Source organism: Acinetobacter sp. XS-4, from assembly GCF_023920705.1.
GTDB lineage: Bacteria > Pseudomonadota > Gammaproteobacteria > Pseudomonadales > Moraxellaceae > Acinetobacter.
In genome coordinates, this window is record NZ_CP094657.1 from 3,077,875 (window position 1) to 3,095,697 (window position 17,823).

The following is a 17,823-nucleotide window of genomic DNA, read 5'->3' on the forward strand; positions in this document are numbered from 1 at the left end:
GAAATGATGACTAACTTAACCCAATCACTGCAACAATTGCCGCACAAGCACCTACAATTTTTTTGCCATATGGCACATATCGTGTAAGCGCAGCACCTAATGCTAATCCACCACAATAAATTAAAGCCATAGCTGAAACCATACCCATTACTAATGCAACGACATGGCCTGAGTGTGCTAATTCAACACCATGCGCTATGCCATGAAAACTCGCAAGTAATACAGCAGCGATAGGTAAAATCCGATTTGATTTTGTCCATAGTGCAATTGCTGTAACGACTAAAGAAGCAACAATTCCATATTCAGCAACATTTACAGGGACTAAGCCTTGAGCACCAATTAAAAAGCCAACAATTAGAGTAACACTTAAAGTTATAACACCTGCAATTTTCCATTGCTTAGCTGCTGACCAGAGTAGAACACCAAAAGCCAAAGCCATGACTAAATGATCTAAACCAGTAAATGGATGAATAAAACCCGCCATAAAACCCGAATGTTCATGATCATGTCCTGGGTGTGCCATTGCAAGTGCTGGCAATAATGCAAGGAGCCCTATGCCCCATTTTTTAATGAAGTTCATAATCTCTCCTTAAGCTTTAAACAGCCCTTGCTTCTCGATAAATTGAATGATTTCTTCAAGACCATCTTGGGTTTTCATATTTGAAAATAAGAATGGCTTTTCTCCGCGCATGCGTTTCGCATCTTGATCCATCACATCAAGATTTGCGCCGACCATTGGTGCAAGGTCAGTTTTATTAATAATCAGTAAATCTGATTTGGTAATGCCGGGCCCACCTTTACGAGGGATCTTTTCTCCGCCTGCGACATCAATCACATATAGAGTTAAATCAGAAAGCTCCGGACTAAATGTTGCAGCTAAATTATCACCACCGCTTTCAATAATAATAAGCTCCAAGCCTTCAAACTTTTCACACAAATCATCAATTGCAGCCAAGTTAATTGAAGCATCTTCACGAATTGCCGTATGAGGGCAACCACCTGTTTCTACCCCCACAATACGATCTGGCGACATCGCTTCGTTACGGGTTAAAAAGTTTGAATCTTCTTTGGTGTAAATATCATTTGTCACCACAGCCATGTTGTATTTATTACGTAAGGCTAAACATAAATTAAGTGTAAGCGCAGTTTTACCCGAACCTACCGGTCCGCCAATTCCAACTCGTAATGGACTACGTTCTGTCATGATTTTTATCCTTCTTTCCTAAACTTAAGATCTGAATAACCGTGAATATTGTGTTTCGTGTTTCATGCTCAGCATTGCATAACGGGGCAAAGCACTACTCAATTGCTCATCAACAAGTTGCAAAGCTTTTTCCACAGCTTGGGGCACCAAACCATGTAAGTGCCATAAAATTCTTTGTCCGGCCATTTGCCCTAAAGGTACAGTTTTTACCGCAGCCAGAACCTGATTTTCTAAAACGGTAAAGGTATAAGCTGTGAGCACGTCAACATCGTTAAGCCCAAGTCGACCACAGAGCTGTGCATAAACAGGCACAAAACCAAACTGCTTTTTAACTTCAACAGTTTTTTTTAAAACATCTCTAATCCACGCATTCAAAGAAAATGCCAGCTGTTGAGACTCTGCCAAAAGCTCTTTAGTTTCACGACTTGCCTTATATAAATTTGCCCAAACCAGAAACTGATCTGGGTCATCATGATGTTGCATGAGACGTTTTAATACTGGTAGTTCAAACCGTACTAACAGCATTTCCAGCACTTCTTCAAAATAAGCAATTGCCGAGGTTTCATCGTGTATTAAGCCAATATCGATGGCTGTTTCTACACCTTGTGAATAACAATATGCTCCAACTGGCAGTGCCGTAGAAGACAATGTCAGCAATTGAAGTAATTGCGCTGCGTTATGAATGGACATGATGCAAAGCTTTGATTGGGCTTAAGCGGTGGTCATGACTATGCTGTGCATAGGCGCCGCTTTCAGGTTCAAACGGATGATCAGTTTCTGAAACTGTAAGCCCCAACCCCTCTACCATTTCTGCAAGCACATGATCAGGCTCAAAATATAAAGCTGTAGGTGTCAACATTAATGGCACATGTCTGTTACCTAAGTGATAAGCCGCTTTAAGCAAATCAAAATCGCTTGTTGCACTGACTTGCATCAGACGTTCAGGCTTAGCATCTACACGTAGTACATCACCTTGTTGAGTTGCAATATATGAGCCACTACGCAAAATGCCAGTACGTGGTAAATCAGCACCAATATCTACACCGCTCGCTAAACTCGCCCTAAAGCGGGATTTTTGGCGTGTATCAAAAGTCAGTTCAACCGTTTCAAATGCTTGATCAGGAGAAATATGTTCAAGGCGTTGTGTATAAATTTTCATTTAGCTCTTCTCTCCTTATTTATTTCATTCATATGTATAAATTAACGAGGCAAATTACCTCGACAAAACTCATCAAAACAAGAAATAACGCTGAGCCATGGGTAATACATCAGCAGGTTCACACGTTAATAACTCTCCATCAGCTCGTACCTCGTAAGTCTCAGGATGTACATGCATAACAGGGCAATATGTGTTGTGTTTCATGTCAGTTTTGCTAATTTCGCGTGTGTTTTTACACGGACTAATTAGCTTCTTGAGGTTTAATTTTTCAGCAACTTTTTCATCAATCGCTGCTTGAGATAAAAAGGTAATGCAGGTGTTATGAACACCACGTGGATAGGCACCAAACATTGGACGGTAATGCACTGGTTGAGGGGTTGGAATTGAGGCATTAATATCACCCATTGGTGCTGCTGCAATCATGCCGCCTTTAATAATCATCGAAGGTTTCACACCAAAAAAGGCTGGCTTCCACAACACTAAATCAGCAAGTTTTCCGACCTCAATCGAGCCAATTTCATGGCTTAAACCATGTGTAATTGCTGGGTTAATCGTATATTTGGCGATGTAGCGTTTAACGCGATTGTTATCATGAAATTCATTGTCACCCTCTAAAGGACCACGTTGAATTTTCATTTTATGGGCAGTTTGCCAAGTACGTAAAATCACTTCACCTACGCGCCCCATCGCCTGAGAGTCCGAAGACATCATGGCAATCGCGCCTAAATCTTGCAAAATATCTTCAGCAGCAATGGTTTCACGGCGAATACGGCTTTCTGCAAAAGCAATATCTTCAGCAATTGCTGGGTCTAAATGATGGCAAACCATGAGCATATCTAAATGCTCATCAATGGTATTAATCGTATAAGGTCGCGTTGGATTAGTTGAAGATGGCAATACGTTACTTTGCCCAATCGCTTTTAAAATGTCAGGTGCATGCCCACCACCCGCGCCTTCAGTATGGTATGTATGAATGGTACGATTTTTAAATGCAGCTAGAGTTTCTTCTAAAAAACCACTTTCATTTAAAGTATCTGTATGAATCGCCACCTGCACATCAAACTCGTCCGCCACACTCAAGCAGTTATCAATAGCTGCTGGTGTTGAACCCCAATCTTCATGCAGCTTTAAGCCAATTACTCCTGCTTTAATTTGCTCACGAATTGGATCAGGTAAACTTAAATTACCTTTGCCTAACAGACCAATATTCATAGGCAAATCGTCAATCACCTGTAACATGGTCGCAATATGCCAAGGCCCTGGAGTCACTGTGGTGGCCGAAGTTCCGGCTGCTGGTCCTGTACCGCCACCGACCATGGTTGTTGTACCAGACATTAATGCAGTTTCAACTTGTTGAGGGCAAATCCAGTGAATGTGGGTATCAATACCGCCTGCTGTTAAAATTTGTCCTTCACCCGCAATCACTTCTGTTGCAGCCCCTAAAGGAATCGTAATGTCTGGTTGAATATCTGGATTTCCAGCTTTTCCTATTTTCCAAATTCGGCCATTTTTTAAGCCCACGTCAGCTTTAACAATTCCCCACCAGTCCACAATTAAAGCATTGGTAATGACCGTGTCAGCAACTTCATCAGCCAAAAGCTGTGATTGCCCCATCCCGTCACGAATAACTTTTCCGCCACCAAATTTAACTTCTTCACCATAAGTCGTTAAGTCTTGCTCAACTTCAATAAAGAGCTCTGTATCCGCCAAACGAATACGATCACCAACCGTTGGACCAAACATCTCAGCATATGCACGACGTGACATTTTCATAACTTATTACTCATCTCTTTCATTATCGTTGTTATGTTTAATCCAACTTGCCCATGACGCGGCCTGCGAAACCATAAACCTCTCGTTTACCAACCAAAGCAACAAGCTCCACTTCTCGAGTTTGTCCCGGTTCAAAACGAATTGCTGTACCAGCTGCAATATTCAGTCGAAAACCCTTCGCCATTTCGCGATCAAACTGTAATGCATCATTTGCTTCATAAAAATGAAAATGGGAACCCACCTGAATAGGTCGATCACCAATGTTGGCAACTACAACTTTTAAAGTTTGCCGCCCAACATTCAGTTCAATATCAGCATCTGGAGTAATGATTTCACCGGGGATCATAAGCGTTCCTTTTATACGATTGGCTGATGGACTGTGACTAATTTCGAGCCATCTGGAAAAGTTGCCTCGACCTGAACCTCAGCAATCATTTCTGGCACACCATCCATCACATCTTCGCGCTTTAATAAGGTAGTACCGTAATGCATCAAGTCACTGACCGTCATACCGTCTCGTGCACCTTCAAGTAAAGCTGCTGAAATAAAAGCAATAGCTTCTGGATAATTCAGCCTCAAACCACGCGCTTTACGACGCTCAGCCACTAAACCTGCAGTAAAAATGAGTAACTTATCTTTTTCTGTTGGATTGAGTTCCATTTCTCTTTCCTAAATTGCATTTATATTGTTTAAGCAAAATACGTGCTCAAAAGTAGCATACTTGTTTTGACTGTTTTTTAAATACGCAATTTAACGTAACTTAAGTTTTCCATATTCTTGGAAATTCTTCATCTAAATCAAACCAATAACGTCTTAATCTTGCTCGTATGGCTGCAAAAGCGTCATGACAGTGTCGGACATCATTTCCCAGAAAGCGGGCCGAAACTACATCATCCAATAATGTTAATGTGACAGGTGCTTGCATACGCATCATCAATTCACGAATGAGTTCTAGCTGCTGTTCTAAGTAAAATGATGAACGATATTTTTCAGGAGCGACGGCCCAAAAACTTCCCATTACGGCTTGATTATTCATACCCAAACATGAACTCAGCCAACGATCTTCTCCTTCAAAATATAATGTATCTGCAACCAATAACTGATGTTCTCGCCACAACTTAAACTGGTTGTGATAACTCCCTTGAACAAAACGCTCAGCACGTGCCTGCCGCCCAAGTACTAACATATCCCATCCAATAAAACTTGCGTCACTATCAAGATGAATATGAGTTTCTGAATGTGCTAGAGCTCCATCAAACAGCATCGTTTCTTGTGGAACCCACTCTAAAATGGACTGATCTTTCACATGCAAATGAATATGCTGAAAAGCTTGCTTACCATTGGTTTTGTACCATTTCCCCGCGCCCGGAGTAGTTACTACCGCATGAGCTTGATCTTTGGTTTCAATTTCAAAAGTAAGATGATCACCTCCTGCAATTCCTGCTGGTGGATGGACAATAATGGCATGACATACACCAGTTCTTTCAGGCCAGAGCATTTTTTGCACTCTAACAGGGCCATGATGCTTTCTGTGATACATTATGGTGCGTGAATTTTCAAAATAAAATCCGAGTTCTAATTGCGCATACCAAAATGGTGCTAAAGAGTTTTTTGAAAACGTTTGTACCTGATTCATTCTGGTTCATATGTTCAAAATAAGTGCTTAAAGTTATAAGCAAAATACGCACCAAATATGAAAATAAGCCGACTGATAAAATTAGATACAATTTTTTGATTTTAATGAGTTAAAAAATCATCAATGTCTAACATAAAACCACAGTAACTTATGGAATTGTTTATACAATAGCGCCCACCGTTGCTTCCATACTTGCTCTCCATGAAACTTTTTTTCGTGTTAACCCCACTTGTCTTTTTAACTGGATGTATTTTTGGCCAATCTAGTGAGGTCAAACGTGCAGAAAAGATCCTGCATAATTTCGAATGTAAAAATGTTGAGACAAGCCAGCTTGCAACAAGCTCGATTAATTCTTACTACCAGCAATCTTTAGCGGTAAGTAAAGAAAAAGCAACTTCATACGTAGAGAGCTACAAAAATGGTGAAGAATTATTCGATATGCCGCTAGATGAAGTTTTAAAGCAACAATACCAACTCTATAAATCAGCATGTGACTCTCTAGGTGGAGTTTCAGCGCAATCGTAATTTATAAGGTATTCATTAAATCGTTTTAGTGAATACCTACTTTTTATTTTTGTTTTAATAATTATTCCAAAATTTACTCACTTTACCTTTTGTTAAAATTAAATTACACACTTAAACTTTTATTAAGCGCTTATATTTCATAGCCTGTTGTTTGCTTTTTTTATTTATTTTCCGAGGTTTAGTTCATCATGAAAAAAACATTATTATCAGTTGCACTTGTAAGTGCCCTTCTTGTTGCTTGTAGCAAAAACGAAAATAAAGCGGATACAACAACTCAAGCCTCTGCTCCAGTACAAACTACTGAAGTGAATAACAATGCAGTAGATACTGCTCATACAGCTGAAAACTCACTAGATTGGGATGGCACATATAAAGGCACTCTTCCATGTGCAGACTGTGAAGGCATCAAAACTGAGTTAGAGTTAAAAGATAATAAAACTTATGAATTGACCGAAACTTATCTTGGCAAAGGTGATAAGAAACCATTTGAAACCCATGGTTCATTTACTTTTGACAAAGATAATACTTCAATCATTACCTTAGATGATAAATCCGAAAACCGTAAATTCTTTATTGGTGAAAATACGGCAACTGCTTTAGATATGGAAGGTAAGAAAATTGAGGGCTCTTTAGCTGAGCACTATGTATTGAAAAAATAATTATTTTTTAATCATAAAAAACCCGCTCATGTGAGCGGGTTTTTTATGAAATCAATTCTTAGTGAGCTGCGAATTGGTTCATTGTGTTTTTAGCATCATCATGTGCTTTAAGAGCGTTGTCACCAGAGAAGATTTCTTTGTGATCATCACCGATGTCAGAACCCGCCATTGCTTGGTGTTTCACACAAGCGATACCACCGCGGATTTCTTTACGTTGTACGCCAGCAACATAAGCCAACATACCTTCAGAACCGAAGTAACCTTGTGCAAGCTCATGAGTAGAAAGAGCAGCAGTATGGTAAGTAGGAAGTGTGATCAAGTGATGGAACACACCAGCTTCACGAGAAGCATCTGCTTGGAATGTACGGATCTTAGCGTCTGCATCAGCAGCTAATTCAGTAGCATCGTACTCAGCGCTCATTAATTTAGCACGGTCATAATTCGATACATCTTTACCTTCAGCAACCCAACGGTCGTAAGCTTGTTGACGGAAGTTTAAAGTCCAGTTGAATGATGGGCTGTTGTTATAAACAAGCTTAGCATTTGGAACAACTTCTTTAACACGGTTAACCATGTGAGCGATTTCTTCTACGTTTGGAGTCGCAGTTTCGATCCAAAGAAGGTCAGCACCATTTTGAAGGCTAGATACACAGTCAAGTACAACACGGTCAATTTGAGTGTCAGCACGGAACTGATATAAACCAGAAGCCAAACGCTTAGGACGGTGTAATTTACCATTACGTTTGATCAAGATTTCATCTTCTTGAGCATCAGCAATGTCAATTTCAACAGTGTCTAAGAAACCGATGTATTGAGAAGCAATGTCACCTGGCTCTTTAACCACTGGGATTTTTTGAGTCAAGTCAGCGCCTTCAGAGTCAGTACGCGCAACGATGATACCATCATCAAGACCCATTTCTAAGAATGCATAACGTAATGCATGGATTTTAGAGATGAAATCTTCGTGTGGAACAGTTACTTTACCAGCTTGGTGACCACATTGTTTAGCATCAGATACTTGGTTTTCGATTTGAAGCGCACAAGCACCAGCTTCAATCATTTTACGAGCAAGTAAGTAAGTCGCTTCTTCGTTACCGAAACCAGCATCAATGTCCGCAATAATTGGTACGATGTGAGTTTGGAAACCATCGATTTGAGCAGTGATTTCAGCAGCTTTAGCAGTATCACCAGCTTCGTTTGCTTTTTTAAGCGCACGGAATAAATCGTTTAATTCTTTTGCGTCAGCTTGACGTAAGAAAGTGTAGATTTCTTCGATTAATGCAGGTACTGAAGTTTTTTCGTGCATAGATTGGTCAGGAAGTGGACCAAATTCAGAACGAAGAGCAGCAACCATCCAACCAGAAAGGTAGATATAGCGACGTTCAGTAGTACCGAAGTATTTTTTGTTCGCAATCATTTTTTGTTGTGCGATAAAACCGTGCCAGCAACCTAATGATTGAGTGTATTTGCTTGAGTCAGCATCATAAGCAGCCATATCACGACGCATAATCGCAGCTGTATATTTAGCAATGTCTAAACCAGTTTTGAATTGGTTTTGCATTTGCATACGTGCAGCATCTTCTGGGCTAATATCGCGCCAAGTGCTACCGAATTTTGCTTTTAGTTCGCGGATTGCATCAATCGCTGTTTGATATGTAGTCATGATATTGTCCTGTATTCATTTTAGGATTTCATCGATTAAAGCATAGAGTCATGTACTTAAATTTCTTATGACACCAGCTGCTTCTTCATGAACACAGCTTAGACTTAGCCAATCAATTAATCCAATATCCTTTATTAATCTTCAGTATTTATTTAAAAAATGTACCGATAAATCGATATTATAGATAAAACCAAAAACTTTAACACTTTGTTTATAAAAATAAAATTATTCTAAAGGAGTATAGAATTTTATTCTAAAAACTTAGTAAGTCTTATTTTTATACAATTTCTGAAGTTTTTTCCACCCATTTTTAACCTTAAAAGTCAATTGTAAATTAGGCTATTTCGCCAATGTTAAAAGTCAATTTTCATGCTAGAAAGTAATAAGTTATATATAAATATATTCTATTTGTCACCTTCATACTTAAAAACATAGCAAAGACAATAAAATCGAGCCTTTGAAGTACCTTTTACACCTACTTAATTCCTACAAAAAATGTCGTTTTTCTCATCATTTTTTCACACAATAGTTATTAGATATGGCATAATTTGAAACAATTTCAGGGTTTTATTTTCGGTATTTTTTTTATGAATCTGGAGCGAGTAGATCTTAATCTATTAATATATCTTGATGTACTTCTTCGTGAAAAAAATGTTACACGCGCAGCCGAACAACTTGGGGTAACTCAGCCTGCCATGAGTAATATTTTACGTCGCTTACGTAATTTATTTAATGACCCTCTTCTTATCCGTTCTTCTGAAGGGATGACTCCAACAGAACGTGCTCTTGAATTACAACCTCGTATTCGTGATGCACTTGCTGATCTTTCCATGATTTTGGAACCCCGTACCGAATTCCGCCCTTATACAAGTAATCGCGTTTTCCGCATTATGACATCGGACTATGCCGAGGCAACTTTAGTTCCTCGTCTTGTTAAAGCGCTACGCTCTGAAGCTCCAAACGTTGTTCTTGATTTTCTTACACCAAGTGATGTGTCTTATAGAGACATGGAGCAAGGTAAAGTTGATCTCGCAATTAATAGATTTAATGAAATACCACAAAGTTTCCACCAAGTTTTAGTTTGGCGTGATAGTTTCAGTTGTATTCTGAATGACAAACACCCTGCTGTGACGCATTTAAATTTGAAAAGCTATTTAGATGCACAACATATCTGGGTTTCTAAAACAGGTATGGGTGTAGGTTTTGGCGTAAACCCCGACAAACAAGGTGGTTTAGGTTGGATTGATCAAGCATTAGAACGTATTGGTCAGCGTCGTAAAATTTCTGTATTTACTCGCCACTACCAAATGCCAGCGTTACTTGCTCAAAACGTAGACCTTATTGCCACCCTCCCAACACGGATGGCGCGCCTACAAACACAGAACCCTAAACTGGTTATAAAGGATCCTCCTTTTTATATTCCAGAGTTCGAGCTTAAAATGGCTTGGTGTCCATTGTTACATCATCACCCTGCTCATCGCTGGCTGCGCCAACTTATCTTATTTGTTGCTCGTCAAATGATTGAAGAGGAAAACCGTGAATTTCTAACCAACAATTCACAATTTTCTCACTATTAAATAAATTTTAATTTAATTGTCGATTTCAGGCGCTGAGCAATCAATCTGATTACCTCAGCGCTTTTTTATGTTAAAACATAGTCATAATAATGATGAATCTCAGGTGATTTGTGAGTCTCTTTCAAAATATCATTATCATCGTACTGCTTATCATCGGAGCAGGCTTTTTATCTTTAACTGAAATTGCACTAGCGGGTGCCAGAAAAGTTAAGCTAAAAATTCTAGCCGAAGCGGGTGAAGAACGTGCCCAACAAGTACTAGATTTACAAGAACAATCTGCTGACTTTTTTGCAGCGTCTCAAATTGGTCTAAATGCAGTCGCGATTTTAGGCGGTATTTTGGGTGAAGCTGCTTTTCGTCCTTATTTCGTCACTTTAGTGGACCGTTTCTACGCAGGCCCTTGGACACAAACAATCGGCTTTGCCCTCTCCTTTACTTTAGTGACATCGCTGTTTATTTTATTTGCCGATCTTATGCCAAAACGTTTGGCTATGATTGCACCTGAAAAAATTGCAATTAGTGTTATTAATCCAATTCAGGTTTTTATTAAGATTTGCAAACCTTTAGCATGGGGAATTAACGCAATTGCCAACCTGCTATTCCGTTTGTTTAAAGTGAATACAACCCGAGAAGACAACATTACTTTTGATGATATTTCAGCAGTAATGGATGCAGGTGCTCAAGCAGGTGTACTGCAAAAACAAGAACATCACTTTATCGAGAATGTTTTTGAATTAGAAGAACGCAATGTACCTTCGAGCATGACTACACGTGAAAATGTTGTTTATTTTACTTTAAATGAACATGAAGATAGCATTCGTCAAAAATTAGCAGAGTATCCGTATTCAAAATTTTTGGTATGTAATGAAAATATTGATCAGGTCATTGGTTACGTCGATGCCAAAGACTTTCTGGTTCGCATTTTAAATAACCAATCCCCAACTCAATTGAATGAATCAACCATTCGTACTGTCTTGATGATTCCCGACACTCTAACCCTCTCGGAATTACTTGATCGTTTCCGCTCTACAAAAGAAAAGTTTGCAGTTGTAATAAATGAATATGCGCTTGTCGTAGGCGTTATTACTTTAAGCGATATTATGATTACGGTTATGGGTGACTGGGTAACTCCAATTGAGGAAGAGCAGCAAATCATTAAACGTGATAATAACTCATGGTTGATTGATGGCAGTACACCAATTGATGACTTAAGACATGCACTTGAAATTGATGAAATGCCTGATGAAGAAAATTATGAAACATTAGCAGGCTTCATGATGTACCGCCTACGTAAAATTCCACGTCCAGCAGATTTTGTAGAATTTGGTGGATACAAGTTTGAAGTAGTCGATGTCGATCATTTTAAAATTGACCAACTTCTTGTAACTCGAATTTTAGAACAGACCGAAATACATACATCAATTGATGAGAACTGATTTATATTAATTTAAATACCTCACAATTTTATGTGGGGTATTTTTTAATCTAAATAAATTTTTCAAATATATGTAATAATTATTTTAGATTCATAAATTCAAGTTGCTCTTTTAATCTAAAAGCAATATTATTTAAATCACCACTTATATTAAATCTTAAATACTGAAAAATAATAGAATAATCCATATATCCCAATTAGCACGAAGCGACTAAGCCCCAATTTACATTACCACCAAACTTATGTAACTTAACTTAAAGTAAGACTTTAAATGGTTCTTCTTCTCATTTCACCCATTAAAACATATATAATTTTAAAAAATATCATATAATTTTTATTTTTATAAAACCTTTATAATCCATTATAATGAATTACATTTATTATGTGCTTACTATAATCTTAATATATATGTTCAGTATTTCATCTAAATATACCTCTCCAACTGAATATATATTAACCAAATAAACTAAATATATTATTTGTCTTTTTAATAAAAATTAATAAGAATAACCAAGGTCAGAGTTTTGAATAAACTTGTTCAGTAAAACTATAGGCAAAGGATTGATTGTATGCTGACATTACTTGGTGTTGGCATGATTTTGTGCTTCATGTACTTAATCATGTCCAAACGTTTAAGCCCTATTATTGCTTTAATTCTCATCCCATTTATTTTTTCTCTTATCGCTTGGGGCCTAGGTCACTACTTTGAAAGTTTGAATCATATTGAACTCAAAGGTCTCAGTGAGATGATGCTAGATGGCATCAAAAAATTAGCGCCAACTGGCGTAATGCTTTTATTCGCAATTTTATATTTTGCCTTAATGATCGATGCAGGTCTTTTCGATCCACCGGTTAAATGGATTTTGAAAAAGGTTAAAGGTGATCCTTTAAAAATCACTCTAGGAACCGTGTTCTTAACCACAATGGTTTCTTTAGATGGTGATGGTTCAACAACCTATATGATTTGTGTGGCTGCGATGCTGCCACTTTATCAACGCTTAGGAATGAACACACTCATCATGACCGCACTTATGCTGTTATGTAGTGGTGTAATGAACTTAACACCATGGGGTGGCCCTACAGCTCGTGCTGCAAGCGCCCTGCAAGTTGACCCAAGCCACATTTTCGTACCAATGATTCTTCCTATGGTCATTAGTATTGGCTGGTTATTCTTCTTGGCATATTTATATGGTCGTTACGAGCAAAAGCGTTTAGGTGTTATTGAGCTTGAAACTCACCATGGTGACAATATTACCGTATCGAAAGATCCTGAAGCGACTCGTCCACATTTACGTAAAGTAAATATGGTGCTCACAATCATTCTTATGATTGCTTTGATCAAAGGCATTTTGCCTATGTCTGTGTTGTTCATGCTAGCGTTCTGTATTGCAATGCTCATTAACTACCCTGATGTTGATATGCAGAAAAAACGCATTGCAATGCATGCAGACAGTGTCTTAGCTGTCGTAGGCTTGATTTTCGCAGCAGGTATTTTCACAGGTATTTTATCTGGCACAGGTATGGTTGAGGCGATGTCTAAAGAATTCGTCGCAATGATTCCTCCGAGCATGGGTCCATATCTTGCACCGATCACTGCTTTAGTGAGTATGCCTTTGACATTCTTCATGTCGAATGATGCTTTCTTCTATGGTGTTTTACCTATTCTTGCCGAAGCTGCTTCACATTATGGTATTAGTGCGGAAGCAATTGCTCGTGCTTCAATTGTAGGTCAACCTGTACACTTACTCTCACCTCTTGTTCCATCAACCTATTTGTTATGCGGTCTTGCTAAAGTTGATTTTGCCGACCATCAAAAGTTCACTTTCAAGTGGGCATTTATAACTTGTATGGTATTGATGGGTACTGCTTTAGTGATTGGTGTTTTCCCACTCTTTAGCACGCTTTAATTATTCATATCCAATAAAAAAAGCCCCAATCGGGGCTTTTTTTATTTCTGTACATATTCAATTAAGTGATCTAACACAATGTGAAAATGCAATGTAATGTCTTCTTCTAAAATTTTATAGGCATTATCGAATTGCACCATTGGCCAACCTTCTTTCCAAAATGGAAAAATATTGTGTAGACCTTCAGTCACGATCGCATCTTCACGACTAATCGCTTGAGCAACTTGAGCTAAAACCTGAGCGGTTTCTGCCCCGTCCATAGCTAAATAATCAAGACCACGTGCTTTAAAAATACGGATACGGTCTTTTTTATAACGAATCTTTTTCGCCTGACCTGAATTCAAACCTAATGCCAGCGTAGCAGCTTCTACAAACTTTTCTTCAAAGTTTGCATTCAATGCAACTAAAGCCTGTTTATGTGCTTCTTGACGCCCAGCTTTTCCCCCATTACGGATAATCTCATTTGCTTCCGCATCCAGCTTATCTTTTTTCATAGACTGTAAAATGTCTAAAATTTCGATATCGCTTAAAGATTCAGGAGATTGCTCAAACATAGGAGTCCTTATACATAAAACTAAAGGCATATTCTCTCATAAAAGCACTACTAAAGCAGAGTAAAATTTTAAATAGCCTATTAACTTGACTATTTTTATAGTCCTAACTTCAGAAATTACACTCATAAAATCAAATAATTCTTTAGTTATAATTTTAATTATTTGCCAAAATAATTTTACCCTGATAATATTATTTTACCCAGATAAAAATATACGGCTAAAATGAATACTAAAATCACCTATACTGCTTTCACTGGAAGCACGCTTATTGCGAGTGATTCCCTAATTGAACTTGCAAAAAAAATTAAAGATCTTCCAAAAACAATGGAAAATATTCTGATTTTTAATGATCAAACAGGTCAACAAATTGATCTTGATCTTTCTGATTCGGAACAAGAATTTCAACAACGTTATGCTGAACCAGAAGAAATTAAAAAAGTTGGACGACCTAAACTCGGAGTAATTTCTCGTGAAATCACTTTACAGAAAAAACATTGGGATTGGTTAGATCAACAAAGTGCGAGTGCATCAGCAGTAATTCGTAAGTTAATTGATAAAGAGTTAAATAACCCAAATTCTGAAGGTAATATTATGCTCGCTAAACAAGCCATCGACCGTTTTATGTCTGCCATGTTGGGTAATATGCCAAATTATGAGGAAGCAACACGCGCCTTATATCAAGGTGATCGAGATATATTTTTAAAGATGATTCAGAGCTATCCTAAAGATTTAAGAGAATATTTAACTTTAAAAACTCAAAGTATTTTCTAAACCCAATAAAAAACCCGCTTACGCGGGTTTTTTCAAAATCAATTCAATCTATTAAAGACGGACTAATTCCACAACTTTTTCAGCTGCCTCTTCAACGGTTTCAGCAGTAACTTCTGTATCTGTGCCATCCACAGCCGTAGTGATAACCACAACACCTGTCTCACGCAATAAAGTAATTTGCTCAGCAGTTAAGTTGGCTTTTGCAATCGCAACTACACCTTGTTGAATCAATAAACTTTCTAAAACTTGAGCTTTCTCGATTAACTGTGCAGAAATCCCAATCACCGCAGGTTTTTGGCCTAAACGCGCAGCACGGTCTTCAGCAGTAACAGGATTGCTATGCGCAGTCCACTCTACCGCAGACTCAACCATACCAGCACCAACTGTCACGTTGCTTAAACGATCAATGAAGATAAATGAACCTGTGTATCGTGAATCTTGATATTGATCAAATACGACTGGCGCATCGAATTCAACAACAACATCTGCAATGGCATTTAACTCAAGCTCTTCTACTTGAGTATGTTCAAGCGTATTTACATTCACACGATAGTGAATGTTAGTCACTTTCGCAGGAACAGTCTGTGTACCAATTTTAACGTTGTACAACTTGCCTTTCACCAGTGGATGTTCATTCATCCATACTACTGAAGCACGAACACTACGAGAAATTAATGGCTGCTCACCTGCACGTACTAGAACGTTACCACGGCTAATATCGATTTCATCATTCAACGTTAATGTAACCGCTTGACCCGCAACAGCTTGGTCTAGATTTCCGTCGAATGTTACGATTTCTTTAACTGTTGAACGCTTACCTGATGGTAATGCAACAATCTCATCGCCAACGTTGATTTCACCCAAAGCAACAGTGCCGGCGAAACCACGGAAATCGAGGTTTGGACGGTTCACATATTGAACAGGGAAACGGAATTCGTGTTTGTTTGATTCACGACTAATTTCCACAGATTCAAGAATGCTCATCAAGGTTTGACCCTTGTACCAAGCTGTATGCTCAGAAGCATTTACTACGTTATCGCCATTTAAAGCAGAAATCGGTACAAATTGAATATTGGCTGGACGACGATCACCCAATTGGCTTACGAAAGCATCATATTCAATCTGAATTTCAGTAAAGCGTTCAGGTGAATATTCAACCAAGTCCATTTTATTAATGGCAACAACGATATTTTTAATACCAAGCAAACTTGCAATAAACGTATGACGACGAGTTTGTGTTTGCACACCATAACGCGCATCAATCAAGATAATTGCAAGATCAGCTGTTGATGCACCTGTTGCCATGTTACGTGTATATTGCTCATGCCCAGGTGTATCAGCAATAATAAACTTACGCTTTTCCGTTGAGAAATAGCGGTAAGCCACATCAATGGTAATACCTTGCTCACGCTCAGCTTGTAAACCATCTACAAGCAATGCCAAGTCTGGTGCATCACCCGTAGTTCCTACTTTTTTACTATCGCGGGTTACAGCTTGCAATTGATCTTCATAAATCAATTTTGAATCGTAGAGTAAACGTCCAATTAAAGTACTTTTACCATCATCTACGTTACCGCAAGTCAAAAAGCGCAGAAGGTCTTTTTGTTCATGTTGCTTCAAATAGGTCAAGATATCTTGACTGATTAATTCTGATTGATGAGACATTGCTCAAACTCCACAAATTTAGAAATTGTCTTAGAAATAGCCTTCTTGCTTTTTCTTTTCCATTGAGCCGGCTTCATCATGGTCAATCATACGACCTTGACGCTCAGAACTCGTGGCTAAAAGCATCTCTTGGATAATTTCAGGTAACGTATCTGCCTCAGACTCAACTGCACCAGTTAATGGGTAACAGCCAAGCGTACGGAAACGTACAGACTTCATCTGTGGAACTTCACCTTCTTTTAAACGCATACGCTCATCATCAACCATGATTAACGTACCGCTACGCTCTACAACTGGACGAACAGCAGAGAAATAAAGAGGAACAATTTGAATATTTTCTAAATAGATATATTGCCAGATATCCAACTCAGTCCAGTTAGATAAAGGGAATACACGAATACTTTCACCTTTGTTCACTTTACCATTGTAAAGATTCCAAAGTTCAGGACGCTGGTTTTTAGGATCCCAACGGTGTTTACTATCACGGAATGAATAAACACGTTCTTTCGCGCGTGATTTTTCCTCATCACGACGTGCACCACCAAAAGCAGCATCAAATTGATATTTATCCAAAGCCTGTTTTAAAGCTTGGGTTTTCATAATATCTGTATATTTCGAACTACCATGATCGAATGGATTAATTCCAGCTTCACGACCTTCTTTGTTCTGATGAACGATTAAATCGAAGCCATGTGTTTTTGCCATGTTATCGCGAAATGAAATCATCTCTTTAAATTTCCACCCAGTATCTACATGCAATAATGGGAATGGAAGTTTAGCTGGATAAAATGCTTTTAACGCAAGATGAAGCATTACCGCAGAGTCTTTACCAATTGAGTAAAGCATAACCGGATTTTCAAATTCAGCAGCAACTTCACGGATAATATGAATACTTTCAGCTTCAAGTTGCTTGAGATGTGTGAGTCTTGATTCAGTCATGAACACGTCCTTCTCTATCCATTTTGCCCATAAAATCTAGAAGTGGTATTAAACCACCACGTAGAAGACCATGTGGAGGAACGAGTGCCATAACAACTCCAATTTTTCATAATAGATAATCCAACCACAAGCCTTTATATGGCTTATAGCATTAGTTATGCATTATAGTGATTTAAAACCGATTTCTTTTGCTTGTTTTTTCATATTGATATTCGATTTCATCATATACATATAATATGTTGATTCACTTGCACAACTTAGCAATCGTAGCTTGTGTAGCCAACTTAAGCAAATCATGATCTGCTCTTTAGATTTCTCTAAAAACCATAAAAAAAGAGAAGCATTTATAGCTTCTC

Annotated in this window: 19 protein-coding genes; 6 read left to right on the forward strand and 13 right to left on the reverse strand. The window is 38.3% G+C overall.

What is annotated here, in order from left to right:
* Window positions 1-10 precede the first annotated feature (10 nt).
* The 8 genes from MMY79_RS14290 to MMY79_RS14325 form a co-directional block, all read right to left on the reverse strand.
* Window positions 11-580 (reverse strand): HupE/UreJ family protein, encoded by a 570-nt coding sequence (locus MMY79_RS14290; RefSeq protein WP_252609620.1) that lies wholly within the window; start codon window positions 578-580, stop codon window positions 11-13.
* A gap of 9 nt (window positions 581-589) precedes the next feature.
* The gene (gene ureG, locus MMY79_RS14295; RefSeq protein ID WP_002117800.1) at window positions 590-1,204 is read right to left on the reverse strand and encodes an urease accessory protein UreG; all 615 of its coding nucleotides are present in this window, start codon (window positions 1,202-1,204) and stop codon (window positions 590-592) included.
* Between the two features lie 24 nt (window positions 1,205-1,228).
* Entirely contained in the window at window positions 1,229-1,894 is a 666-nt protein-coding gene (locus tag MMY79_RS14300) for an urease accessory UreF family protein (protein WP_252609622.1), read from the reverse strand.
* Window positions 1,881-2,363 (reverse strand): urease accessory protein UreE, encoded by a 483-nt coding sequence (gene ureE, locus MMY79_RS14305; protein ID WP_252609624.1) that lies wholly within the window; start codon window positions 2,361-2,363, stop codon window positions 1,881-1,883. Before ureE ends, MMY79_RS14300 begins: the two co-directional genes overlap by 14 nt.
* Window positions 2,364-2,435: 72 nt before the next feature.
* Window positions 2,436-4,136: an urease subunit alpha gene (ureC, locus tag MMY79_RS14310; RefSeq protein WP_252609632.1), complete on the reverse strand. Its 1,701-nt coding sequence runs from the start codon at window positions 4,134-4,136 to the stop codon at window positions 2,436-2,438.
* Between the two features lie 37 nt (window positions 4,137-4,173).
* A complete protein-coding gene (locus tag MMY79_RS14315) occupies window positions 4,174-4,482 on the reverse strand; it encodes an urease subunit beta (RefSeq protein ID WP_013198608.1) in 309 nt (102 codons plus the stop codon).
* An 11-nt stretch (window positions 4,483-4,493) separates the two neighbouring features.
* Window positions 4,494-4,796 (reverse strand): urease subunit gamma, encoded by a 303-nt coding sequence (gene ureA / locus MMY79_RS14320; protein WP_252609634.1) that lies wholly within the window; start codon window positions 4,794-4,796, stop codon window positions 4,494-4,496.
* Between the two features lie 100 nt (window positions 4,797-4,896).
* Complete coding sequence (locus MMY79_RS14325; RefSeq protein WP_252609644.1) at window positions 4,897-5,772, reverse strand: urease accessory protein UreD; 876 nt, start codon at window positions 5,770-5,772, stop codon at window positions 4,897-4,899.
* 201 nt (window positions 5,773-5,973) lie between these two features.
* On the opposite strand from MMY79_RS14325, the gene MMY79_RS14330 reads away from it, so the two are divergent.
* Window positions 5,974-6,297 (forward strand): hypothetical protein, encoded by a 324-nt coding sequence (locus MMY79_RS14330; protein ID WP_224973617.1) that lies wholly within the window; start codon window positions 5,974-5,976, stop codon window positions 6,295-6,297.
* Between the two features lie 188 nt (window positions 6,298-6,485).
* Window positions 6,486-6,956: a copper resistance protein NlpE gene (locus MMY79_RS14335; RefSeq protein ID WP_252609646.1), complete on the forward strand. Its 471-nt coding sequence runs from the start codon at window positions 6,486-6,488 to the stop codon at window positions 6,954-6,956.
* A 58-nt stretch (window positions 6,957-7,014) separates the two neighbouring features.
* Here the strand turns inward: MMY79_RS14335 and MMY79_RS14340 are convergent, their stop codons facing one another.
* Complete coding sequence (locus tag MMY79_RS14340; protein WP_252609648.1) at window positions 7,015-8,619, reverse strand: isocitrate lyase; 1,605 nt, start codon at window positions 8,617-8,619, stop codon at window positions 7,015-7,017.
* A 587-nt stretch (window positions 8,620-9,206) separates the two neighbouring features.
* On the opposite strand from MMY79_RS14340, the gene MMY79_RS14345 reads away from it, so the two are divergent.
* From MMY79_RS14345 to MMY79_RS14355, 3 genes are all read left to right on the forward strand, one after another.
* Entirely contained in the window at window positions 9,207-10,196 is a 990-nt protein-coding gene (locus MMY79_RS14345) for a LysR family transcriptional regulator (RefSeq protein WP_003653025.1), read from the forward strand.
* A gap of 110 nt (window positions 10,197-10,306) precedes the next feature.
* Window positions 10,307-11,632 carry a hemolysin family protein gene (locus MMY79_RS14350; RefSeq protein ID WP_252609657.1) on the forward strand — a complete coding sequence of 442 codons (1,326 nt, stop codon included), beginning with the start codon at window positions 10,307-10,309 and terminating at the stop codon, window positions 11,630-11,632.
* A gap of 568 nt (window positions 11,633-12,200) precedes the next feature.
* Window positions 12,201-13,538, forward strand: coding sequence for a CitMHS family transporter (locus tag MMY79_RS14355; RefSeq protein WP_252609659.1), 1,338 nt, complete (start codon window positions 12,201-12,203; stop codon window positions 13,536-13,538).
* Window positions 13,539-13,579: 41 nt separating this feature from the next.
* On the opposite strand, the gene MMY79_RS14360 is transcribed toward MMY79_RS14355, so the two are convergent.
* Window positions 13,580-14,092 (reverse strand): hypothetical protein, encoded by a 513-nt coding sequence (locus MMY79_RS14360; RefSeq protein ID WP_252609661.1) that lies wholly within the window; start codon window positions 14,090-14,092, stop codon window positions 13,580-13,582.
* A 222-nt stretch (window positions 14,093-14,314) separates the two neighbouring features.
* On the opposite strand from MMY79_RS14360, the gene MMY79_RS14365 reads away from it, so the two are divergent.
* A complete protein-coding gene (locus tag MMY79_RS14365) occupies window positions 14,315-14,863 on the forward strand; it encodes a DUF2239 family protein (protein ID WP_252609663.1) in 549 nt (182 codons plus the stop codon).
* A gap of 51 nt (window positions 14,864-14,914) precedes the next feature.
* Here MMY79_RS14365 and cysN read toward each other — a convergent pair whose 3' ends face one another.
* Genes cysN through MMY79_RS14380 form a run of 3 tightly spaced genes read right to left on the reverse strand, consistent with a single transcriptional unit; the run spans window position 14,915 to window position 17,558 of the window.
* Entirely contained in the window at window positions 14,915-16,528 is a 1,614-nt protein-coding gene (cysN, locus tag MMY79_RS14370) for a sulfate adenylyltransferase subunit CysN (protein WP_252609665.1), read from the reverse strand.
* Window positions 16,529-16,558: 30 nt separating this feature from the next.
* Window positions 16,559-17,467 carry a sulfate adenylyltransferase subunit CysD gene (gene cysD, locus MMY79_RS14375; protein WP_004641806.1) on the reverse strand — a complete coding sequence of 303 codons (909 nt, stop codon included), beginning with the start codon at window positions 17,465-17,467 and terminating at the stop codon, window positions 16,559-16,561.
* Window positions 17,460-17,558, reverse strand: coding sequence for a hypothetical protein (locus MMY79_RS14380; RefSeq protein ID WP_004641805.1), 99 nt, complete (start codon window positions 17,556-17,558; stop codon window positions 17,460-17,462). The genes cysD and MMY79_RS14380 overlap by 8 nt, the downstream gene beginning before the upstream one ends.
* Window positions 17,559-17,823 lie beyond the last annotated feature (265 nt).